This window comes from Kitasatospora sp. NPDC059747, assembly GCF_042732955.1.
In the GTDB taxonomy this organism is placed as follows: domain Bacteria; phylum Actinomycetota; class Actinomycetes; order Streptomycetales; family Streptomycetaceae; genus Kitasatospora.
In genome coordinates, this window is sequence record NZ_JBHWGV010000098.1 from 19,515 (window position 1) to 36,512 (window position 16,998).

Sequence of the window (16,998 nt, forward strand, 5' to 3'; positions counted from 1 at the left end):
TCGCGCGAGGAGCGGGGGGTGGGCGGGGCGGTCGGCCTCTCGGCGGGGGGGGGGTGGCCTGCGCGCGGCCCCGGCCCGCGGGGGGCCCCCCGCGCCCCCGCGTCCGCGGCGCCGAACCGGGGATCCTCGGCGGCCAGCTTCCGGGCGCCGGCCAGGTCGTCGCCGAGATGGTCGGGCACGTGGATCTCGGCCCGGTACGCCTCCAGCAGGCTGCGCGCCCGGATGTGCTGGTCGGGCCTGCGGCCCGGCCGGAGCGTCAAGCTGCGCGCGTACTCCGGCCACATGCTGCCGACCACCACGACAGGGGCGACCTGGTTCAGCAAGGCGGCGAGCGCGCCCGCGCAGTCCTCGCCGAGCGGTCCGAGCAGATAGCGCTGTGCCTCGTCCAGCCACAGGACCGTGCGCACGTCGACGGAATCGGTGGCGACCCAGTCGACCAGGTCGGCAGGGCCGGAGGGGACCAGCAGCGGCCAGTCGGGCAGCTCGCCGCAGACCGCCTCGTAGGCCGCGCGGGTCTTCCCGGTGCTGGACCGGCCGATCAGTACGGCCAGCGCGGACTTCCGGCCGGTCGCCGCCCGGCGCAGCCGCCCGCGCAGCAGCCGGTCGTGTTCACGGTCGAGGTACGGGGTGATCCGCTCGTCGCCCCAGTCGCCCACGGTCAGTGCAGCGTGCACGCCGAGTACAGTGGCGCCCCACTGCTCGGCGGTCCGCAGCGGGGACTCCGGGCTGTTCTTCGCCTCGATCCACAGTTGGCGGGTGCGGTCCGCCACCTCTTCGACGTCTGCTCGTCCGGCGACCCGGGCGAGCGAGATCGCCAGTGCTTCGGCATCCAGCAGTCCGGGCAGCTTCGCGCGGTCCGGGCCGCGTCGGCCGCGGCCGAGCAGCTGGTTCACGGTGTCCCGGCTCGGCGCGGCGGTCAGCGTGTCGTTGTCGGCGATGTCCTCCGCGATCCGGTCCAGGCTGGGCGTCCCGGCCGCCAGGTAGAGCCGGTAAAGGTGGCTCTTGAACTCGCGCAGTGGCCCCGGTGGCAGCCGGGGCGCGGTCAGCGGCCGCGCGCTGCCCCGGCTCTCGTCGCGTCTCATCCGGCGTTCTCCCGCCTCTGGTCGCCACCCGTCGCACCTGGTCGAGGGCGCCTCATCCGGGCCCATCGTGGGAATCGAGCACGGGCGGACCTCCCGTTCGCCGCCGGACCCATCCCCTGGAGGCCGAGTTGTTTCCCTTCCTCCCTTCCACTGTCGTGACCGCGCAGCGCAGCGGCATCCCGTCTGCGGTGCTGGTGACCGCCCTGCTGGTGCTGCCGCTGCTGCTGGTCACACTCGCCAGCCTGCCGGCCCTGCTGGTGCTGCCGTTCCTGCCCCGCGGGGCCGCGCGCGCCGACCGGCTCGTACGTCAGCTCAGTTGCTGGACCGGGCGTCTGATGCCGGCGCCGAGTCGGTGAATCCGAACCTAGACTGGTGGTGGGCCACCGTTGCACCGGGAGTCCCATGGAACCGATCGTCGACCCTACGGGCGAGCTGAGCATCACCTACGAGCATCTGTCGGACCGGATGACGACGATGCGGGCCACCGGTTCGCTCGACGTGTACACGGCGCCCTGGCTGCGGACCGTGCTGGTCGACCTGATCGCCCACGGACACACCCTGCTGGTTTTTGATCTGAACGAGCTCGAATTGCTGGACAGCACCGGGATGCACGTCCTGGTCGACTCGTTCAAACGGGTCCGGGCCCAGGAGGGTCTTGTAGCGATCACCACGAACCGGGTGCGCATTCTCCAATTCTTCCGGATCACCGGGCTCACCAAGGTGTTCCCGATCCTTGCGAACGCGCACGAGGCCGAGGCCTGGGTCATGCGGGAGTCCCACATCGGGTCGGCGTGAGGGGCCGGGCACATCCGGATCCCGGCGGTGGATGAGACGGTGCCGGCGTTTGTCTCCGCAGCGCCCGGGAAGCCGGCCGTGGGTGCCGGCGGTGTTACGCCCCTACCAGGAGAGAGCACACTCTCACATGTGGGCCGGTACGCCACTCGTCCGTCGTCGGCGCGCAACAGCCGGGGAGCGTCGTGGACCATCCCGGCAGCTCATCAAGAGCTGCCAGGCTGTCGCCGGCCCGGCGCGCCACGCCGTCGGACCGGCCGGCCGGGGCGGCGCCCGCGCCCGCGCTCACACCTCCGTCGCCCGGACGTGCTCGTACCAGTCGCTGCCGCCGTTCGCCGGGTCGTGGCCGGGGTCCCGGCGCCACTCGCTCTTGTCCACCCGGAACGTCGCCCCCGGCATGAGGAGGACCTCCGCCTCGGTGCCCTGGTACTGGTGGAACGGGTCGATGTCGCGGCCGTACTTCCCGGTGAGCGTCAGCTCCAGGAGGATCCGGTGCGTCGCCGTGCCGGAGACCTTCTGCCCGCGCATGAAGTCCAGCCCCACGGACTCCTCCCTGCTGGTGCTGTCGAAGGAACTCGTGAAGACGGAGCCCGGCCGGTAGTTCAGCGCGGCCTGCTTGCCGAGCCGGTAGGGCGACTCGTCCCCGCCGACGTTCCAGTCGCCGCGGAAGACCGTGCCGGTGACGGGCGGCAGCCGGTTCAGCGCCTCCATCGTCATGTCGGCGTGCGCCTTGAGCTCCTCGAAGAGCACCGGCGCGAGGACCTCGATCCGCGCGTCGATGACGGCCATCGCCGCCTTCTTGGCGACCGGGTCCATGCCCCGCGCGGCCGTGAGCTGCGGCCTGATCACCGGGTCCTCGTCCAGGGTGGGCACCGCCTCCTGGTTGTGGCTGTTCTGGGCCGCCCACCTGAGCTGGCCCTTGATCTGCCGCAGGGAGAGGGCCTCGGCGCCCGCGGTGGCCGCGCCGACGGTCCCGTACGGCGCGTACCCCTCGGGCAGCAGCCGGCTGCGCACCACCGAGTTGATCATCTGGTGCGCGCCGCCGGTGTACGCCATCAGTGCGGTCGCGTGGGCCTCCTTGAAACTCTTCGCGACGGCCTCGGTGGAGGCGCCGGCGTTGTCCGCCTTCCACTGGGCGATGCGCGGGGTGGGCGCGGTGTCGCCCGCCACGAAGGCGCCGTACTGGCCCGCTACTTGGGCGGCCGCGGGCTGGCCGGGCTCCATGAAGCCGCTCGCCGCCGGGTCGGTCGTGCGGGGCTTGTTGGCTTCGGCGAGGTACATCAGCTCGTGCGGGAACTGCCCGTCGACGCAGACGTTCTGCCGCAGTTCCTCCTCCGTGAAGGGCGCGATGTGCTGGTACATCAGCGCCGCGCCCTTGCCCGCCCGGAGCGCGGACTCGCCGGGCCCCTTGACTCCGGCCGCCCAGGAGCCGCGGAGGATCTCGTAGAGCGAGTGGTCCCAGGACGGCAGCATCCAGCCCATCAGGGCCATCCGGTAGTCGAAGACGTCCACCCCGGGCACGTTGATCCACTGGAAGGTCTTGAGCATCCGGGTCGTGGTCCCGGACATGCCGGCGACGACCGGGATGCCGCGCGCGGCGTTCGCCTTCGGCCAGGACTCGTTCTGCTGGATCTCCCAGTAGGCGGCGCCCTCGTTCCAGGGCAGCTTGTCGTCCGGGCCGGGCTTGCCGGCGAACGCCAGTTCCCGCGCGCTGAGCGGGGCGCCGCGGTCGGCGTAGTCGCGCGGGGTCTTGCGGTTGGCCTCCTTGTCGGCCTCGCTGCGCTCCTTGCGCGGTCCCTGGCTGTCGATCATCTCCAGGGTGTCGCCGGCGAAGGTCTCGGGGTCGGACTGCCACAGCAGGTTGCCCAGCGCGTACGGGTCCTTCTCGTAGTTGTAGCCCTTGCCCGCGAGGCTCGCCGCGGCCCACAGCGGCGGCCGGGACCAGCCGTTGAGGAACGCGGCGTGCTTCTTCAGGTCGTCCTTGTTCATGCCGAGGGTCGCCGCGAGCTGCGGCCTGGGCCCGATGATGCCGTTGAGGACGTCCTTGAGCGAGAGCTCCGCCCCCTTGTTGTAGTAAGCGGCGTTGTAGACGGCCGTGACCAGTTCGCGGACGTTGCCGTCCCGGGAGAAGAAGTCCTTGATCTGGGCGGTGGTCATCCCTTCGCCCACCTGCCCGGCGCTCGTCCGGTCGTCCTTGAAGAACGACTTGTTGGCGAGCGCCGGGTCCTTGTGCTCCTGGCCGGCGTAGGCGATCAGCAGTTGCTTCAGCCGGTTCACGGTCTTGCGCGCGGCGGCGAGCGCCCTCGGATGCCCGAAGGCGTACGCGCCCAGCCGCTGCTCGAACTTCTCGGCCGCCGCCTGCCAGCCCGTCTTCGCGTAGTACTGGGCGTGGTCGAAGGGCGCCTGACCGTCGCCGAGGCGCTGGACGACGCTCTTCCCGCCGGAGCCGGCACGGGTGCGGGCGGGGGCCGCCCGCTGTACGGGCGCCGCCCCGGCGGACGCGGACGCGGGCACGGGCGCGGCCAGGGCACGGCGGGCGTTGGCCTCCGCCGCGCGTTCGAAGCGGTCGGAGGGGTCCGAGACGCTGAGCCCCGAGCCGTTGTCGGTACCCGCCACCGGCCCCTGGCGCTGCTGGATGACGTGCGTCAGCTCGTGGGCCAGGGTGTGCCGGTCCGCACCGCCGGCGCCGATGACGACGTGGCTGCCGGAGGTGTAGGCGCGGGCCCCCACCTCGGCCGCCGAACGCTGGGCGGCCGGCCCGGTGTGCAGCCGCACGTCGGAGAAGTCGGCGTCCAACCGCGCCTCCATCTCCGCGCGGACCGTCCCGTCCAGCGGCCGCCCGGCGGTGCGCAGCACGTCCGGCACGGACGAGCGCTGCACCGGCGCGCACTCGTCGTGACCGCCGGACGGGCCGTGCGCGTGGTGCCCCGCCTGCCGCTCCAGAGCCCGGCCGACGGCGGCGTTGCCGACCGCGCGCTGCATCGCGAGCAACCGCCCCGCGGGCCCCCGGCCGCCGGACCCGGCCGTCCCGGCCGTCCCGGCCGTCCCCGCGGTCGCGGGGGACACGCGCGCTCTGCGGGGCACGGCCGCACCGACGGCGGCGTCGGCCGGACGCGCCGCGGCGGGCGCGGTCCGGTCGGGACGGGTCTCGGCATCCTGCTGCTCCCGTGAACGCATGCCCCGATCATCGGCCACCACGCCCCACAGGACCAGGCCCCCTGCCCTTGCGCCCGCTCTCGGCCGGAGCCCTTCCGCCGCGTGCCGATCCTGTGCTGCCATACGGGGATGACCGACACTCAATTCCCCCGGCTGAAGCACGGATCCGACGCCTGGTGCGCGGCCCGGGACAGCATGGTCGAGATCGTCAAGGGCTGGGCGGGCGAAGGCCGCACCGACTGCTACGGCGCGCTGAGCGAGTCACTGCGGGACGCGGGCTTCTCGGTCCCGCCCCGGGGCACGCTGATGAGCAACCTCCTGGAGGCTGCGTGCCGAGTCGAGGCCGACAGGGGCGTCCCGGTCATGCTGACCGCCATCGTCGTGAACAAGCAGAGCCGGCGGCCGTCCGGACAGTTCGAGGTGCTCGCCAGGACGGCGCCGTTCCGGCGAGGGGACGAACCGGGCTGGAGCTGGGAGACGGAGAGGGACCGGGTGTTCGCCCACTACAGCTGACCCACGACGAGCCGTCCGGCGCGTCCGGCGGATGCCGGTCGAGCGGCCCGCCTGCCCCGCCCGGCCCGCCTGCCCCGCCTGACCTGCCCGGCCCGCGATCTGATCGCGTGCTGCGCCCGATCTGCCCGGCCTGCCCGGCCGTTCGTCAGCGGTCGAGTTCGATGACGAGCGAGGCGTAGGAGGGGATCATCACCTTCCGGGCGTAGCTGCGCGAGACGATCCGGTAGGGGCGTCCCGGCGCGCGGACCGCCGTGACCATCCGGGCGATCTCGGCGCGTGCGACGGGCGCGCCGAGGCACAGGTGCCGGCCGGCGCCGAACCAGAGCTGGCGCGAGCGCGGGTCGTACGGGCGTGCCAGGTCGAAGCCGCCGGCCAGGTTGTCGGCGGCGTAGGTGACGAGGAGGATCCGCTCGTCCTTGCGCAGGCGGCGGCCGGCCACGGTGACGTCCGCGCTGACGTGCCGTCCGATCACGGGCGCGGGCGTGGTGACGCGCAGTCCCTCGCGCACCGCGTCGCCGACCAGCCCGGGGTCGGCGAGCAGCGGTTCCTGCTGTCCGGTGTCGTGGATCAGCGCGATCGTGCGGGCCATCGCGCTGGCGGCGGTCTCGGTGCCCGCGACGAGCAGCAGCGAGGCGAGGCCACTGGCCTCCTCCAGCGTGATCCCGGCCTCGCGGCAGCGGCCGAGGAGGGTGTCGGGGTCGGCGCCGGCGTAGGCCGCCGGGACGCCGCTGGTCAGTGACGCGACGATCTCCTTGGCCGCTTCGATCCGCTCGGGCGGCAGTTCGGTCGAGGCGGCCGTGTCGAGTGCGAGGGCGGCCAGCCGCTCGCCGGCGGCGAAGGTGTCCAGGTACGCGGAGTCGGGGCTGTCCTGGGGGATCTGCAGGCCGAGCAGGTCGGCCATCAGGCGGCCGACGACGAGCCGGGCGGCCGCGGCCACGTCGACCCGGTCCCCGGCGGCCAGCCGCGCCGTGACGTCGGCGTAGACCGGCCCGGCGGCCCGTTCGACCAGGGCTGCGGAGTTGTCCTCGGTGAACAGGTCCCGGGCGCGCCGGCGCAGGTCCGCGTGGCCGGGGCCGTCGAACAGGCGGGTGACGTACGGTCCGAGGACCTGCTCCCACAGGTGGCCCACGCCGCCCTCGCCGAGCAGGGTGAAGTGCTGGTGGTCGTTGAGCACGGCCCGGATCAGGGTGGGGTCGCTCGCCACCCAGCCCAGCCGGGGTACCCGCCGGATCGGTCCGAAGGGCCGGGACATGGTGATCCTGGTCAGCGTCCACAGGGCGGGCCGGCTGGCCCACAGCAGTCCGCTCTCGTGCCGTTGTGCCGTCGTCGCGCCCATCGTCGCCCCGCCCCCGCTGCCGTCTCGAATGTCCGTGCGGGGAACCGTACCGTGCCTGGTCACGTCAGGGTTCATCGTATGATCGGGCGGCTCGGGGGAGGCTTGAGCACGTGTCGGAGGGCAGCGGACAGTTGGTCGGGCAAGGCGGCGGGGTGCGCGCGGTGATCGCCGCGGTGGCGGTGCACCTGCCGGAGGAATCGCTCACCTCGCGCGAGGTGGAGCAGCGGATCGCCGACAGCGGCCCCTACCGGCCGCGCCCCGGGCTGATCGAGGCGGTCACCGGAATCGCCGCACGGCACGTCGCCCCCGACGACTGGCAGGCCTCCGACCTGGCCGCGGCGGCCGCCCGGAAGCTGCTGGCCGACGCCGGCCTCGACGCGCGGGACCTCGACCTGCTGATCTTCGCCAGCGCCTCGCAGGACATGGTCGAGCCCGCCACCGCGCACATCCTGGCGTCGAAGATCGGGGCGCGCTGCCCGGTGTTCGACGTGAAGAACGCCTGCAACAGCGTGCTCAACGGGATCCAGGTCGCCGAGGCGCTGATCGCCGCCCGGCAGTACCGCAGGGTCCTGGTCTGCACCGGGGAGCTGCCGTCGCGGGCGGTCCGCTGGTCGGTCCGGGACCGGGGCCAGTTCGCCGAGTCGTTCCCCGGCTACACCCTGTCCGACAGCGGCGCGGCCGTGCTGCTGGAGGCGGGAGCGGCACCGGACGGGATCTTCCACCGGGCCTTCACCGCGGACTCCTCGGCCTGGGAGGTCGGCACCCTGCCCGGCGGCGGCACCGCGCACCCGCGGGACCCGGAGGCGGGCTACTTCCGGATGGACGGCGCGCGACTGCACGCGGCCTTCGAGGCGCTTGGCCCCGAGCTGATCCACCGGTCACTGGCCGAACACGGCCTGACCTGGGCGGACTTCGCGGTGGTGGCGGTGCACCAGGTGACCGTCCCGCTGCTGGAGGCCTTCCTGCGCAGGACCGGCCTGACCACCGGACCACTGGTGCCGGTGCTGCCCGGGCACGGCAACCTCGCCTCGGCCTCGCTGCCGTTCCAGCTCGCCCGGGCCCTGGAGCAGGGCCGCTGCGGGCCCGGCGACCGGGTGGCGCTGATCGGCCTGGCCGGCGGGGTCTCGCTCGGCGTCGTCTTTGCGCAGCTGTGAGCCGGGCTGTGAGCCCGGCTGTGAGCCCGCCCGTAGGCCCGATCGCGGGCTCGACTACGAGCTCGACCATGAGCCCGACCATGAGCCCGATCACGAGCTCGACCGTGGGCCCCACCATGGGCCCGGATGTGAGGGAACACCAGTGACCGACCTGTGGGTGGTCGTGCCCGCCTACAACGAGGAGGCCTCGCTGCCGGCCACGCTGCGCGCGCTCGCGGCCCAGACCGACGCGGACTTCGCGTGCGTGGTGGTGGACAACACCTCGACCGACCGGACCGCCGAGGTGGTCCGGGAGTTCGCGCTCACCGCGGACTTCCCGCTGCACCTGATCAGCGAGGCGCGCAAGGGCACCGGCGCGGCGGCCGACACCGGGATGCGGTTCGCGATCGACGCCGGCGCCCGGTACCTGGCCCGCACCGACGCCGACTGCCTCCCGGTGCCCGGCTGGACGGCCGCCGTCCGCCGCGGCCTGGCCGGCGGGCTGGAGCTGGTCACCGGTCAACTCCTGCCGCGCACCGACGAGTTCCGGCTCAAGCTGTGGGAGAGCCGGCTGCTGCCGGCGGTGGTCGCGCTGGCGGCCCGGTTCGGCAGGTTCCGGCCCGGCAACCGCGACCCGCGCTACCTCGGCCCGTACCTGATGTGCCCCGGCTGCAACCTGGCCATCACCGCCGACCTCTACGAGCGCAGCGGCGGCTTCCCGCGCACCGCGATCGAGGAGGTGCACGAGGACCGCGCCCTGGTCAACCGGGTGCGCGAACTCACCACCGCCTACGGCCAGGTCCCCGGCATGCGGGTCTACGGCTCGGTGCGGCGCCTGCGCGCCTTCGGCCTGCGCAACACCCTGGCCTGGTACGCGGACCACCGCTACCGTCCCGACGTGGTCGACATCCGGTGAAGCGCCGCGAACACCTCTGGGAACGACGGGTGCAGCTGGCCGCCCACCCGCTGGCGTACCCGTTCATCACGGCCGTCGCCCGGCGGGGCCCCGCCGTGCGGGTGCCGGGGATCGGGATCGTGGTCGGCGACCCCGGCCTGGCCCGGCAGGTGCTGCTCGACCACGATGGGTTCCGCAAGGACGGCCCCGGCTCCTCGGGCGCGCTGTGGACACCGGTCCTGGGCCCGGCCGTACTCCTGAACATGGAGGGCGAGGAACACCGGCGGCTGCGGGCCGCGCTGACCGGCCTGTTCACCCGGGCCCAGGCCACCGAGCTGTGCACCCGCGTCCTCGCACCGGTGCTGCGCGAGGCCACCGACCGGCTGGCCGCGGGCGGTGCGGTGGACCTGGTCGCCCTGACCAGGGCCGCCGCCGGCACGGTGATCGGCGAACTGCTGGGAGTGTCCGACACCGCCGGCGCGGAGGTGTTCGAGCGGGGCGAGCGGATCGTACGGATGGTCGGCCTGCGCACCAGGGAACTGACCCCGCGTCAGGTCGCGAAGGCCAAGGCGGTGCTGGCCGGCCTGGTGGCGCAGGCCGGCGAGGCGTACGACCGCGCGGAGACGGGCTCGATGATGGGACGGCTGCGCGCCCACGGGCTCGACCGGGAACAGGCGCTCGGGCTGGCGGCGGCGTTCCTGCTCACCGGGACGGAGACCGTGGCGACGACCGTGCCCCGGATCTTCGCGCTCTGGCACGACTCCGGGCTCCTGCCCGCCCTGCGGGCCGACCTGGAGACGGGCGGCGCGGCGCTCGACCCCGCGATCGACGAGGCGATGCGGGTGATCACCCCGAGCCCGGCGATGCTGCGCCGGGCCGCCCGGCCCGGCCTCCTCGGCACGACGGAGGTGCGCGAGGGGGACCGGGTGCTCATCGCCACCGCACGGTGCGACCTGGCCGCCGGGCCGTTCGACCGGGACGCGGCGCTGGGCCGCTGTCCGGCGCACGATCCCAAGCGCCTGTGGTTCGGGGCCGGACCGCACTACTGCATCGGTGCGCCGCTCGCGCTGGCCGAGATACGGGTGCTGCTTCAGGCGCTCCTGACGGCGGGAGCCGGGACCATCGTGCGGCGCCGGGCCAAACGGCGGGTGCTGATCCCCACCTACGCGCGCCTGGAGGTATCGGCCGCGCAAGCGACCGCTCCCCAACGGCGCTCGGACCGGAAACGGCGCACGGACCGGACGAAAACGGAGCTGACCACCTCTTGAACGGCACGCCGAACACCGCAGGCACCGGACTGGCCGGCCGGATCGCGGACCACGCGCGCCGCACACCCGGCACGGCCGCCCTGCTCGACGCACACGGCACACTCACCTACGCCGAACTCGCCCGGCAGGTCGCCGCCACCGCGAGCGGACTGCGCGCCGCGGGCATGTCCGCCGGCGACACCGTGATGTTCGCGGTCCGCCCCGGCCGGGACGCCCTGGTGCTCGGCCTGGCCGTCATGACGGCGGGCGCCGCCGTCGTGGTGGCCGACCCCGGCGCGGGCGCCGAACTCGACGCCGCACGCGGACGGCTCGTCACCGAACGCCTCACCGCACCGCGCTGGCTGGCCGCCGAATCCTGGCTCTGCGCGCTCGCCACCCGCACCACGGGACGCACCCTGCTGCGCCGCCTCGGCCTGAACCTGCCCGCGCTCGCCGACCCGGCCCTGCGCCTGCTCCACACCGGCCCGCGCCTGCCGGGCCTGCCCCCGGACGCGATCCCCGCCGCCACCCTGGCGCACACCGCACCCGCACCCGCGCCGGCGTCGGCACCTGCGTCCGCCCCCGAGGGGGACCCGCACCGCCCGGCCCTGGTCGTGTTCACCTCCGGCACCACCGCCCGCCCCCGCGCGGTGGTGCACAGCCAGGCCACGCTGCTCGCCGGCGCCGACCTGCTCGGCGAGAGCCTGGGCCTGACCACCGCCCCCGCCCCGGTGGTCGTGCACTCCGAACAGCTGATGATGGCCTTCGCCTTCCTCGCCGCCGGCGCCACCTGGTCGACGGCGCCCCTGCCCGTACGGCCCAAGCGGTTCCTGCGGGACCTACGGCGCCGCCGGGCCACCCACACCTTCGCCACCCCGGCGTCCCTGGCCCGGCTGCTCGACGCCGGCCGCCTCCCCGACACCCTGGGCACGGTGCTGCTCGGCGCCGCCCCCGTGCCGCCCCCGATCCTGCGCCGCCTGCGCGAGGCGCTCCCCTCGGCCCGGACCGCGGTGATCTACGGCGCGACCGAGATGCTGCCGATCGCCGTGACCGGGGGAGAGGAGAAGCTCGGCCACGCACCCCGCGGCGACCTGGCCGGCCACCCCCTGCCCGGAGTCACGGCACGCCTCAACGACGAGGGCGAACTCCTGCTGCGCGGCCCCCACCTGGCGATCGGCTACCTCGGGGACGGACCGATCGGCGAGCTCAACACCGGCGACCGGGCCCGGATCGACGCCGAAGGCCGGATCGTGCTGCTCGGCCGGACCAAGGACATGCTCATCCGCGGCTCCTTCAACCTCTACCCGGGCCTGTACGAACCCGCGATCGCCGCCCTCCCGGGCATCGCCGAAGCCGTCATCGTGGGCGTCCCCGACCCGCACACCGCCGACGAGGCGGTGGTGCTGGCCGTGTGCCCGGACGGCTCGCTCCCGCAAGCCGAACTCCTGCGCTCCCTGCAACGCCACCTGCCCCGCACGATCGACCACGCGGCACTGCCGGACCGGATCCACTGCCTCCCGGCGATCCCCCGACGGGGACGGACCGAGAAACCCGACCGCGAACGACTGCGCGCGCTGGTCACGAAGGACCTGAAGGCCACGAAGGCCACGAAGACTACGAAACGTACGAAGGCCACGAAGGCCACGAAGGAGACGCCGTGATCACCGTCGTCACCGGGGCCAGCGGCTTCGTCGGCAGCGCCCTGTGCCGCGCCGCAACGGCCGCCGGGCACCAGGTGCTGGCGCTGGGACGGCGCCCCACCGTCCCCGCCGACCTGATCGGCGGCGCTCCCTACCTTCCCTGGGACCTGGCGGACCCCGCCGCCCGCCCGGCCCTGCCCGCCCCGTTCACCCACCCCGACGCGGTGATCCACTGCGCGGGCCTGGCCACCGACTGGGCCCGCCCCGAGGCCTTCCACCGCGGCAACGTGCTGGCCACCGGGGGAGTGCTGGCCGCCTTCCCCGAGGCGGCGCGATTCGTGCACGTGTCGACCGCGAGCGTCTACGACCCGCGCCGGCCCACCGTCATGGCCCGCGAGGACGAGGCCGCCACCGTCCGCCACACCGACGCCTACGGGCGCTCCAAGGCGCTGGCGGAGGAGAAGGTGCGCCGGGCCCGCCCCGACGCGGTGATCCTGCGCCCGCACGCCGTCTACGGCCCCGGGGACACCACCCTGCTGCCGCGCGTCCTCCAGGCGGTGCGCCGGACCCCGCGCGGACCGCGGCTGTTCGCGATCGGCGACGGCAGGCAGCGGCTGAGCCTGACCAGCGTGGCGAACCTCGTCGACGCCTGCCTGCTCGCCGCCGGGGGCCGGGCGTCCGGCACCTTCAACATCACCGACCGCGACCCGGTCGTACTGGACGACGTGCTGCGCCAGGTCCTCACCGCCCACGGCCTCCCGGCCGCACCCGTCCACCTCCCGCTCGCCCTCGCCCTCCCGCTGGCCCGCACCGCCGAACTCCTGGCCCGCACCACCGGATCCGCCCGCCGCCCCCGCCTGACCGTCTACGCCGTCCGCCACCTGGCCCACGAACGCACCCTCGACCTCACGGCCGCCCGCACCCACCTGGGCTACCGCCCCGCACCGACGGACCTGGAGCCCGCCCTGCGCCGGGCCTGATGCGACGCCGGCTCCGTCTCTGTCGACGCCTGGCGGCGTCCCACGGCCCAGTTCACAGCGGTGGGAATTTCCCAGGCGTCTCCACCTCGGGCCCGGGCCTTCCCGTCGCAGCGGCCGCGGGCCAGCGTGGTCGGTGCCGCCGTCGGTGGCCGCCGCTCGACCCGGCGTGGACGCGAACACGAGGGGAACAACCGTGCAGGACATCAAGCGCAAGAGGCCGTCGGCCCGTGGGAAGCTGCTCGCACCGCTGTGCGCCGCACTGCTGACGGCCGCGGCGTCCGTCGGGGCGACGGGCACGGCGTCCGCCGCCGGCGACACGGGCGAGTGGCTGGTGAGCTCCAGCTCCCAGCTCTGCGCCGACGCCCCCGGGGCCTCGACGCGCTGGGGGACGCACGTCGATCAGTGGGACTGCGTGAGCCAGTCCAACGAGCTGTGGATCAGGCAGAAGGTGCGCACCGTCAAGGGCAAGGCCTACTACCTGCTCAAGAACACGGCGACGCGGCTGTGCATGAACGTCGACCACGCCAGGCGCGACAACGGCGCCCCGATCATCGAGTGGGGCTGCAACAGCTCGTCCGACAACGAACTGTGGCACCCGATCCTGATCACCGACAACAGCCAGGAGTGGGTCAACCTCCGCAGCAACAAGTGCCTGACCGTCGCCGGCGACGCGCACGACAACGGCGCGTGGCTGATCCAGTACGACTGCGGCCGCCACGGCGACCAGATCTGGATCACCTCCGGAGGCTGAGCCGCGGAAATCAATGACACCCCGTCACCGCACTGCCGCCGCAGCCGGCAGCCGGTAGCCAAGAGGGCCGACGCCCGTCGCGGCGCCGGCCCTCCAGGCCTTCGGCCCGTCCGGTCACGGCAGCAGCAGGCCCCAGAAGAGCGCCCACGGCACGAACACCGTGCCCGCCACCAGCAGTGCGCCGATCCGCACACGGGCACCGGCCGGGGCCGGAGCCCGGCCGCGCCACGCCCGCACCGCCGTCACACCGGTGGCCACCACCGCGCAGACGGCCAGCAGTTGCAGGATCGACCAGACCACCGGACGGCCGCCGAGCTGCGGCCCGGTGGCGAGCGTCGTCGTCACGAAGAGGAAGTAGCCGAGGAAGCCGAGCGTGGCGGCCAGGCCGCTGCCCGCGAGCCAGCGCGCGGCCCTGGCGCCCGGTGCGGCGGGACGCCGGCGCAGCCGCCGCACCAGACCCGACAGCAGGTACCCGGCGAAGACGAGGGTCATCAGCAGGAAGGCGGCCGCCTGCGCCACCGACCCCTCCGGGGCGGGGACCGCGGCCAGGGCCCGGCTGCGGCGGTCCTGCCCGGGCAGCGGGTCGTTCACCCGGTGGCCCTGGCCGGCCACCCAGGCGGCCACGGTGTCGACGTAGCCCGGCGTCAGCTGCTCGCCCCGCGTGAAGCCGTCCGCGGAGACGTGCAGCTTGTGGTCCGCCTGCGGGAAGAACCGCAGCGTCAGGTCGTCGTTGCCGCCGCGGTGCAGCGCGTCGCCGATGATCGCGGCGCTCTCGGCCGGCGGCACCTGCTTGTCGTTGCCCCACAGGGCGAGCACCGGCTGACGGAGGTGTTCCAGCACCGGTACCGGGTCGTAGTGCGCCTCGGGGAACAGCCCGGCGTCGTCCAGCAGCCGGGTGCCCGTCACCGACACGCTCTCCAGCAGCGAGCCCGACGCACCCTCGTGCCGCAGCCTGTTGTCGAGGTGCCACGCCTGCTGCCGGGCCGGGGGCAGGCCGGAGGCGCCGACCACGACCACGTACGCGACCTGCCCGGAGCGGCTCGCGGCCAGCGGGGCCACCCAGCCGCCCTCGCTGAACCCCCAGAGCCCGATCCGGTGCGGGTCCACGTCCGTGCGCTGCGCCAGCGTGCGCACGCCGGCCAGGGCGTCGTCGGCCAGCTGCGAGTACGACCGCCGGGTCATCGAGTACCCGGTGGTCCGCTTGTCGTAGCCGAGCACGACGAACCCGGCCCGGGCCATCGCCTCGGCCTCGGCCCGGTACCCCGCCCGCTTCTCCGGCCCCGCCCCGTGCACCAGCACGATCCCGGGCCTGGGCCCCGTTCCGCCGGCGGCCTCGGTGACCGTGCCGTGCAACGTGACGTCCCCGCTGCGGAAGTCCACGTCCTGCTCGACCTGTTGCCCGGACTGTTGCCCGGCCGGGGCCGCCGTTGCCGCTGCCGTTGCCGTCGTCGTCGCCGGCACCTGCCCGCCCAGCGCCACCGCCATGGCCACCAGAGGTGCCACCCACCGAACCCGCATCGCCGTTCCCCCGTGATCAGCGCACCCGACCCGACCGGCCGGCTGCCTGTCAGCGATCGTGCCAGGAGGGCGAGTCGCCGCGGATCCGGCGGGCCACCGGCTTCGGGAGGGGGAAATCCCCACCTCCTCCGTGGGAAGCCGAAGCCCGGGCGGGGGCGCGCGTCCCCTGTCCCGGCTCCGGGCCGCTACCAGGTCACGAACCCCGCGGTGCCGCTGGTGCCCGGTCCGAGTTTGGGCAGGTGGCCCTCCGCCGACATGTCCAGCCGCCAGTCGCCGTCCGCCCAGAGCAGGTTGGCGGTCGTCGAGCCGTGGATCCCGGGCGGGGCACCCGGCAGGTCGACGAGCAGCATGACCATGGACTTCTCGGGCGTGTAGGTCATGACGGAGAAGGCGACCACCTTGACCGAGCCGACGCCCTCGGCGTGGAGCGGGTCCTTGAGCCGGCGGTCGGCGTAGTCCTTGGCGGCGGCGGGCGGGTAGATCTGGGCCCGGGCCGCCCGTTCCCAGTCGTCGTGGCCGGTGTCGATCGCCGCGAGCACGGCGGCGGCCCTGGCGGCGCCCTCGGGGGTGTGCGCGAAGCAGTGCCAGAAGCCGCCTTCGTAGAGGAGCGGGCCCGCGGTGTGGGAGGTGGGGACCAGCAGCGAGCCCAGCGGCTTGAACTCCGTCCCGGGCGGGGTGGCGGTCGGCTTGTGCTGGTCGTGGTCGTCGGTCTGGCAGCCCGGGCCGCGATCCCCGGCCGGCGCCGGCACCGGTGCCGGTGGCGCGGTGGTGGCAGGGGCGGTCGTGGCCGGCGCGCTGGCGGCGGTGGTCGGCGCGGTGGTGGTCGGGCTCGGTGCCCCCGCCGCGCTCGTGGACACGTCGGTGGATGCGGTGCCCGCCGAGGTGGATGCCGGCGTGCAGGCGGCGCTCAGGGCGATGGCGGCGATGGCGGTCAGGGCGGCGGCCCGGGATCTGATGGACATGGCTGTGGTGAGTCCCCCGTGGTGATGTCGATTCCGACGGTAGGGATCATGCCATCCCCGGGCGGCGAACCCGCCGCCCGTCCCGACGGCTGGTCAGTCGACCGCCAGGCGGCTCCGAGTGCGAGCGGGTGCCGGCCCGCCGTCGGGCCGGGCCGGGTTCAGCGTGGCCGCAGCCCGTCGAAGACCACCGCGAAGACCCGTTCCCGGGCGGCCGCGTCGTTCCCGAGGTGCTCCATGGTGGTGGTCGTACCGACCAGCAGGGCGATGACCTCCGGCGGGCCCAGCTCCGGGCGGACCGCCCCGGCCCGCTGCGCCCCGGCCAGTAGCTCGGCGAGCCGCGCCCGGATCGCCGAGCTGGACTCCTGCAGGGCCGCGTGCGCGTCCACGCCGGCCGCGGCGAGTGCCCGGGCGAACTCGTTCTTGCCCGCGGACTGTTCGACCACCAGGCGGAAGCAGTCGAAGAACGCCTCGGCGGGAGCGGACTCGGCGGGCAGTTGCGCTGCCCGGGCGGCGATCGCCTCCAGCCTCCGTACCATGACGGCTTCCAGCAGCGCTTCCTTGGTCGGGAAGTGACGGAAGAGCGTGCCGACCCCGCGCTGGAAAGCAGCTGAATCCCGGTAGCCGGACGCACCGACAGGCCGAGGATGTCCGGGCTGGGGAGGGGCGGCGTGCCGAGAGAGTCCCCGGGGGCGGCGCGTCGAGGAAGGGGAGGGGGCAGGGGGGTGGGATCGGGCGTCTACTCCGCTCCCCGAGGCGTACCAGGGGGACCGTCCAGCCACCCCCCTTTGCCCCAGGCCGTTTACGGCGGACACTGCGGGCCGGAGCCCGAGCGGGCGCCGCCCACCCTGGCCCGACCCGCCGACAGGGCCGCGGCCCCATCCGTGGACATCGACAACTGCCCGGCTGGCGGGCTGCCCGGTTGGCCGTCCACCACGGCCCGGGGGCGGCCCGCCCCGCGGGGGGGGCCCGGGGGGGCCCCCCCCCCGGGGGGCG

The 16,998-nt window shown here is 74.4% G+C and carries 14 protein-coding genes and 1 pseudogene; 9 read left to right on the top strand and 6 right to left on the bottom strand.

Features of this window, described 5'->3' with window-relative positions; all coding sequences use genetic code 11:
* Positions 1-1,082: pseudogene (locus ACFV4G_RS32650) on the bottom strand (hypothetical protein); the annotation flags it as partial.
* 155 nt (positions 1,083-1,237) lie between these two features.
* Between ACFV4G_RS32650 and ACFV4G_RS32655 the strand changes: the two are divergent.
* Both ACFV4G_RS32655 and ACFV4G_RS32660 read left to right on the top strand, forming a co-directional pair.
* On the top strand, positions 1,238-1,438 hold the full coding sequence (locus ACFV4G_RS32655; RefSeq protein ID WP_380445775.1) for a hypothetical protein: 201 nt from the start codon (positions 1,238-1,240) through the stop codon (positions 1,436-1,438).
* 46 nt (positions 1,439-1,484) lie between these two features.
* Positions 1,485-1,877: an STAS domain-containing protein gene (locus tag ACFV4G_RS32660; RefSeq protein ID WP_380445777.1), complete on the top strand. Its 393-nt coding sequence runs from the start codon at positions 1,485-1,487 to the stop codon at positions 1,875-1,877.
* Between the two features lie 282 nt (positions 1,878-2,159).
* On the opposite strand, the gene ACFV4G_RS32665 is transcribed toward ACFV4G_RS32660, so the two are convergent.
* Positions 2,160-5,051 carry a DUF4157 domain-containing protein gene (locus ACFV4G_RS32665; protein WP_380445779.1) on the bottom strand — a complete coding sequence of 964 codons (2,892 nt, stop codon included), beginning with the start codon at positions 5,049-5,051 and terminating at the stop codon, positions 2,160-2,162.
* 108 nt (positions 5,052-5,159) lie between these two features.
* Here ACFV4G_RS32665 and ACFV4G_RS32670 point away from each other — a divergent pair, with 108 nt between their 5' ends.
* Positions 5,160-5,543: a hypothetical protein gene (locus ACFV4G_RS32670; RefSeq protein WP_380445780.1), complete on the top strand. Its 384-nt coding sequence runs from the start codon at positions 5,160-5,162 to the stop codon at positions 5,541-5,543.
* A gap of 145 nt (positions 5,544-5,688) precedes the next feature.
* On the opposite strand, the gene ACFV4G_RS32675 is transcribed toward ACFV4G_RS32670, so the two are convergent.
* Entirely contained in the window at positions 5,689-6,879 is a 1,191-nt protein-coding gene (locus tag ACFV4G_RS32675) for a cytochrome P450 (RefSeq protein ID WP_380445781.1), read from the bottom strand.
* A 110-nt stretch (positions 6,880-6,989) separates the two neighbouring features.
* On the opposite strand from ACFV4G_RS32675, the gene ACFV4G_RS32680 reads away from it, so the two are divergent.
* From ACFV4G_RS32680 to ACFV4G_RS32705, 6 genes are all read left to right on the top strand, one after another.
* Positions 6,990-8,033, top strand: a complete 1,044-nt coding sequence (locus ACFV4G_RS32680) for a 3-oxoacyl-ACP synthase III family protein (RefSeq protein WP_380445782.1) — start codon at positions 6,990-6,992, stop codon at positions 8,031-8,033.
* A gap of 142 nt (positions 8,034-8,175) precedes the next feature.
* Complete coding sequence (locus ACFV4G_RS32685; protein ID WP_380445784.1) at positions 8,176-8,928, top strand: glycosyltransferase family 2 protein; 753 nt, start codon at positions 8,176-8,178, stop codon at positions 8,926-8,928.
* Positions 8,925-10,175 (top strand): cytochrome P450, encoded by a 1,251-nt coding sequence (locus tag ACFV4G_RS32690; protein WP_380445785.1) that lies wholly within the window; start codon positions 8,925-8,927, stop codon positions 10,173-10,175. The genes ACFV4G_RS32685 and ACFV4G_RS32690 overlap by 4 nt, the downstream gene beginning before the upstream one ends.
* Positions 10,172-11,815: a class I adenylate-forming enzyme family protein gene (locus tag ACFV4G_RS32695; protein WP_380445786.1), complete on the top strand. Its 1,644-nt coding sequence runs from the start codon at positions 10,172-10,174 to the stop codon at positions 11,813-11,815. Before ACFV4G_RS32690 ends, ACFV4G_RS32695 begins: the two co-directional genes overlap by 4 nt.
* Positions 11,812-12,774 (top strand): NAD-dependent epimerase/dehydratase family protein, encoded by a 963-nt coding sequence (locus ACFV4G_RS32700; protein ID WP_380445787.1) that lies wholly within the window; start codon positions 11,812-11,814, stop codon positions 12,772-12,774. The genes ACFV4G_RS32695 and ACFV4G_RS32700 overlap by 4 nt, the downstream gene beginning before the upstream one ends.
* 193 nt (positions 12,775-12,967) lie before the next feature.
* Positions 12,968-13,525, top strand: coding sequence for an RICIN domain-containing protein (locus ACFV4G_RS32705; RefSeq protein ID WP_380445789.1), 558 nt, complete (start codon positions 12,968-12,970; stop codon positions 13,523-13,525).
* Between the two features lie 114 nt (positions 13,526-13,639).
* On the opposite strand, the gene ACFV4G_RS32710 is transcribed toward ACFV4G_RS32705, so the two are convergent.
* The 3 genes from ACFV4G_RS32710 to ACFV4G_RS32720 all read right to left on the bottom strand — a co-directional run bounded on the left by ACFV4G_RS32710 (position 13,640) and on the right by ACFV4G_RS32720 (position 16,541).
* Positions 13,640-15,028: an alpha/beta hydrolase family protein gene (locus ACFV4G_RS32710; protein ID WP_380445790.1), complete on the bottom strand. Its 1,389-nt coding sequence runs from the start codon at positions 15,026-15,028 to the stop codon at positions 13,640-13,642.
* Positions 15,029-15,228: 200 nt separating this feature from the next.
* Positions 15,229-16,005 (bottom strand): hypothetical protein, encoded by a 777-nt coding sequence (locus tag ACFV4G_RS32715; RefSeq protein ID WP_380445791.1) that lies wholly within the window; start codon positions 16,003-16,005, stop codon positions 15,229-15,231.
* Positions 16,006-16,163: 158 nt separating this feature from the next.
* Positions 16,164-16,541 carry a hypothetical protein gene (locus ACFV4G_RS32720; protein WP_380445792.1) on the bottom strand — a complete coding sequence of 126 codons (378 nt, stop codon included), beginning with the start codon at positions 16,539-16,541 and terminating at the stop codon, positions 16,164-16,166.
* Between the last annotated feature and the right edge of the window lie 457 nt (positions 16,542-16,998).